The organism is Nitrosomonas sp., assembly GCF_040240425.1.
GTDB lineage: Bacteria > Pseudomonadota > Gammaproteobacteria > Burkholderiales > Nitrosomonadaceae > Nitrosomonas.
In genome coordinates this window covers 1-4,709 of the sequence record NZ_QPHG01000071.1, presented here as the reverse complement: position 1 = coordinate 4,709, position 4,709 = coordinate 1, and the positions used below count along the sequence as shown (strand labels likewise).

The window sequence follows — 4,709 nt, the reverse complement described above, 5'->3', positions numbered from 1 at the left end:
TCTTGTGACTGTAATCAAGATCGGCAAAACTCGTTTGGTGTGGCATGGCGTATTTAGAAGGTCGTTAATAAATCTATTATCTCAACAAACCTCGGGATTTGTTCAGCGGTTCCTTAGGCATGTTCGGGTACTTGGAAGGTTGTTAGCAGTGAACGGGATGTGACATTCATCGGGAATTCTTCAAGATAAAGTTCGGTTGCTTCGGTTAGATTGGCCAAAGCTTCTTCAACGGTTTCACCTTGGGTCGTCGTGCCTGTTTCGGGATTGAAAGCTACATAACCGCCTTCTGGTGCGGGTGTTAGTACTGCGGATAGTTCCATGATTTTATCCCTCTTTAGTATTTCCAAGATTATACCTCAGCGAAACAATAGAATTGCTTTCTGCTTTTGCTTACTCATTTTTAAATCTTTAGAACGAAAAGGTTTATTAAGAAAATCTTAAATGTTAAGATTAAAGGTGCTTAAAATCCCCGTGTTAGTTAATTGCTCAAGCTCGATAAATTGGAGTATCAATATGTCATTCACCTATAACGGTTTAGAATTCAGGACGCATCTTGACGCACAATGGGCTGCGTTCTTTGATCTTGCGGGCTGGCTCTGGTGGACAAACCCAGTTTCCGTTGGCAACTGGAAGCCTGATTTCAAAGTTTCCTTTGAGTGTAATCATTCGGAATGTTCTGGAAAACACATTCTGATTGGATCAGTGTTGCCCGTAAACAGCATCGAGGATTTTAAGGGTCATCCGTGCACGAAACACAACTACGGAGTACGCAGCGAGGATGGCGAGTATCTCGCTGATGGTGCTGCTGCATTCGGTAACGCGCCTTCAGTTACACGATGGGAGATATCGCATGGATCAGGAGCTGGAGTCGAAGATGTTTTCTTTAGAGTCGCTGACGCCAAGGTTCTTTGGACTCGTGCTGGAGAGCTGGTCAAGTAGTAGGCGTTGCATAACGATTTGCTGCAGGCACGACGGGCTCTGACGGGTTGCGTCCTGAGCTCAAGCGTTAGAAACGCATAGGACACGCATGCCACGCACACGCGAGAAACTGGTCACCGTTCTTGGCTCGGCTTACTTCCAACCGATAGCTGACCTTGTAGACAAATTAACTCGCCACAAACCAACCCGGCCGAATCGCGTCAAATCCCAGCACGACGAAAGCGGCTACTCGGCCGCCTGTGTGTTGCTGCTGGTCGCAATGTTTGAGTCGTACACCTCAAGAGTGCGGTATGCTCAATCGGATGTTGTGCAAAACGAAGATCGGAGTGCCATTGATATAATTCTTTCCGTCTTGCCGCGACTACGCCACAAGAAGGCACTCCAGGACGTCTATGTCCTTCGTGACCTACTGATGCATGCTCATCTTTGGGAGATCGAGTACGAATGGGGTGGACCTGTGCCAATGGTGCTAAAGGAAGCGAAGCTTCACACCGCATACGGGGACAATAAGTTCAAGAAGCGGATCAACATGCAGACACACCGCACCAAGGCGTTAGGCTTAAGCGCCATTCCTTCGCGCGTTGATCGACGTGATCTGTTGAAGGTGTTTGAGACACTCTGAAAAACTCTGATCCTGCTAGAACAGCAAAATCGATTTCAGTGCTACGTCTCGCACCTTTACATCCGCTACAAGAATAAAAACATACTGTTTTCAAGCCTCGCGCTAGAGTTGAAGAGTGCGCTGTAATCCCTCACTCGATGAGAACCTCCACGGATTGGCACTTGGGTCTCAAGGCGGATGATGATTTCAAAGCTGAGCTCGCATATTAATGCTAGTCAGGGATCGGGCAGCATGCCCCTAACGGGGCATACCCTTCGCGCCGGTCGGCGGCGCGACCCTTGGACTTTCAGCGGTTTAAAGTTGCGGTATTTTGTTCGGCAAAGGGGAAAGTCAGCTTTTAAGCCGATTGCGGGTCATCCGTGATGAGTTTTCTGTTGGGTATCTGAATATCGCCGCTGACACACTTCCAGAAGTTTGAATGCTTGTTCGCTTCAATCAGTCCCGCAGATCGATGCGAAAGTGAGCCGGTTGGTTCAAAGTACTCAGCCACTTTGATATTCAGCACTTTTTCATACTTCCGGACAGTGCGCTTTGAATGGACGATGTACAGAAAGCGCCAGCCGTAATAATAGCCAGTAAAAAGCATTCCGAGCGCAGAGTTCAATACATCGATATCCCCGGAATAATTGAGAATCGCGGTTTGCGCAATTTGTAGTAACTCATCAGGTTTTTTCATGACATTATCAAAATAGTAATTTAATGATGAAATCTGGTTCACTCAAACCGGCAGTGCGCAGTGGTGGCATGTTAAATAATCGTGATTTCAGTTCATTAACAACAACTTCAAAATCAAAATCTATTTCATCAGGGCGAACAGTCATGATGTGCAAATCACCCATATCAATAATCGATAGGACGTGGCAAGGGATAGGGTCAAGAACAGGATGCTTATCCAGTTCGGTTTCAATCTGATGAATGAATAGCAGTTCATTATCCGGAATTTGCGGAGCCTGACGAAAAGCAATGTAGGGAACAACACCGGCATAAAGCAGTATTATTTCTACCTGTGTTAATTTCAGGCAATACAAATCATCTTCATCAACATAAATATTAGAATCAAATTTCCTCATTTTTAATGCTCCTTTAAAGTTTTTTGTTTGAAATCCAGCCGTAATTGATGGCCGCGTTGCAGGTATCCGGAACAATATTCAAACGTTGCGCCTGGTGGCCGTAGCAGATGCAGTTTGCTTTGCTGGAAACACAGGCCGCTACTTGTCCCCAGTCGATAGATTCCGACAGCATGGAAAGTGATTGCTTGACCGGTGCATTGTCGGTGGCCGGTTGCGCTACCGGTATGACGTTGGTTTGTTGCGGTGTATCACTCCCCTGCTTCGCGATCTGGTCAGTTTTGGGTTCTTCCTGCTTGGCCAGGTTTGAACCGACTGGATTTTCCAGCCGTTCGGCTACCCGTGAATAAGTGAACATGGCCATCGCTGGCACTGCAAACACCAGGAAGATCGCGGCATAGATCATTTTCGGAATGGCGCGTTTCGGTTTTTCAATGTGCAGACTGGCCGAGTAATACAGCGGAAAGGCTTCTTTAACGAGCCGGTACGGTTTTTTGACTGCGTTGTTAAGGTTGGTTTTAACCTTCGGACTTTGGCAGTATTCCGACCATTCGTAGCTTTTCGAGCCTGACCATTCATAGCGCAGATGAATATGCCGGTCAGCGTTTTCCAGTACATGCGGATGCACGAACTTGGGCGATTGCGTGATGACCAGGAAATCAAGGCCGTGCTTACGGTGTTGGCTCAAGTATTTGATGTGTTCGGGCGGGTCTCTCAGATCGATGGCCGGCCAGGGATACATGGCTTCATCGACCACAATGAGAGATCCTTCCAGGATGGTGTTTAATGTCGATTTACCTTCCGGTTCTTCCGGGTCCAGGTAGGTGCGTTCATGCCAGCGGTTCAGCTGCTTGTCCGATAGTTTGATGTGCGGTAGTTTCAAATCCGGAATGCGGTTCACGTACACAACCCGGCCAGATTCCACCGCGGGTTTGATGATGGACCACACCGCATGATTGGTTTTGCCGCAGCCTGGTGTTGCAGTTAATAGTGTGATGGTCATTTCGGTATGATTCCCAGCTTAGGCAGCAAGAGAAAGGTCAGCCGGAAGGTAATGGCACCGGCAATGATGCCGATTGCCTGACCGAATCCGGCCAGGCCGATGATTTGCAGTGCAAAGGTTGGCACGTTGTTATAGTAGCCTTGGGCCATCGTGAATAATTGGGCAAGAACAACGCCAACAGCGCCATAGGAGATCAGGCCAATCCCTAAACCCATGAGCGCGCGGACGGCAAGATAACCGACACCGGCTGATAGAAATGCGCCTAGCGGAATTAAGATGTTAAACATAGTGTTTTACGTGGCGTTGCCGCCGCGTACCCCCGCAATGATGTAAATGCCGATTAAAGTAGACAGTAACAGGACAAAAGGCTGAATCATGAGCGCCGTATCGCATACCGGTTGCGTCGGTATGTGCAAGGTCATCTTAGATATAGGCACATCGATATTAGGCTGACATGATCCGGAGCCTCAGCTGGTAGAACCGAATGTATTCGGTACGTTGTAAGTGGGAAGCGTGGCTTCCGGGACGGTATCGAACGAAATCGTAAAGCCTGATGGCTGCTGTGGGCTTGGTTGATTGGTGTAGCTGGTATTCGTTGTGCTGCTTATCTGCGTGTTGTTAGTGTCATATTTAACCGTTGTCCGGGTTTCCTTGTTTGTATCCTTTGTGGGTACTGAATCAAGCTCTAGACCTTTTTTCTGGTCCGGTGTAAGCGTTGGAACCGAATCAGTAGGAAGCGGCTCTTGAGCTTCGATCAAATATGGAGTTACACGGCGACCTGGTCAATTCCGGTTATAACTGATTTGATTCTTCATCATCTCCTCTTCTCACATCATTTTATCTCCGGTAAAACTGGGGCGATTCAACTCAACCCTTGAAAGTTGATCTGACGTAACAACAATTCAGTTTGTGAACCTTTTGTGAAGTAATCAATCTTTTGTATTGAGCTTTGCTTATGTGTAAGAAACCTCAGGGTTGTTTACAGATAGGTTGATTGAAATAAGCGTTGAGTATTTCATAAGGGGTGGCATTATTCAAACTCTTATGAGGCTTAACGGTATTGTAGAAGTTAATGAAA

Annotated in this window: 8 protein-coding genes; 2 read left to right on the top strand and 6 right to left on the bottom strand. The window is 47.2% G+C overall.

Features of this window, described 5'->3' with window-relative positions; translation table 11 throughout:
- Positions 1-113: 113 nt before the first annotated feature.
- Complete coding sequence (locus DU481_RS15405; RefSeq protein WP_350135959.1) at positions 114-320, bottom strand: type II toxin-antitoxin system HicB family antitoxin; 207 nt, start codon at positions 318-320, stop codon at positions 114-116.
- 193 nt (positions 321-513) lie between these two features.
- Here DU481_RS15405 and DU481_RS15400 point away from each other — a divergent pair, with 193 nt between their 5' ends.
- On the top strand, positions 514-939 hold the full coding sequence (locus tag DU481_RS15400; RefSeq protein WP_350135957.1) for a hypothetical protein: 426 nt from the start codon (positions 514-516) through the stop codon (positions 937-939).
- An 88-nt stretch (positions 940-1,027) separates the two neighbouring features.
- Entirely contained in the window at positions 1,028-1,561 is a 534-nt protein-coding gene (locus tag DU481_RS15395) for a hypothetical protein (RefSeq protein WP_350135955.1), read from the top strand.
- 337 nt (positions 1,562-1,898) lie between these two features.
- Here DU481_RS15395 and DU481_RS15390 read toward each other — a convergent pair whose 3' ends face one another.
- The 5 genes from DU481_RS15390 to DU481_RS15370 are packed head-to-tail and all read right to left on the bottom strand — an operon-like array spanning position 1,899 to position 4,068.
- Complete coding sequence (locus DU481_RS15390; protein ID WP_350135953.1) at positions 1,899-2,237, bottom strand: hypothetical protein; 339 nt, start codon at positions 2,235-2,237, stop codon at positions 1,899-1,901.
- Positions 2,238-2,244: 7 nt separating this feature from the next.
- Positions 2,245-2,631 (bottom strand): hypothetical protein, encoded by a 387-nt coding sequence (locus DU481_RS15385; RefSeq protein ID WP_350135951.1) that lies wholly within the window; start codon positions 2,629-2,631, stop codon positions 2,245-2,247.
- A gap of 13 nt (positions 2,632-2,644) precedes the next feature.
- Positions 2,645-3,631, bottom strand: a complete 987-nt coding sequence (locus DU481_RS15380) for a zonular occludens toxin domain-containing protein (RefSeq protein WP_350135949.1) — start codon at positions 3,629-3,631, stop codon at positions 2,645-2,647.
- Positions 3,628-3,918, bottom strand: a complete 291-nt coding sequence (locus DU481_RS15375; protein WP_350135947.1) for a DUF2523 domain-containing protein — start codon at positions 3,916-3,918, stop codon at positions 3,628-3,630. The genes DU481_RS15380 and DU481_RS15375 overlap by 4 nt, the downstream gene beginning before the upstream one ends.
- 6 nt (positions 3,919-3,924) lie before the next feature.
- Positions 3,925-4,068 carry a virulence factor TspB C-terminal domain-related protein gene (locus DU481_RS15370; RefSeq protein ID WP_350135945.1) on the bottom strand — a complete coding sequence of 48 codons (144 nt, stop codon included), beginning with the start codon at positions 4,066-4,068 and terminating at the stop codon, positions 3,925-3,927.
- Positions 4,069-4,709: the final 641 nt, after the last annotated feature.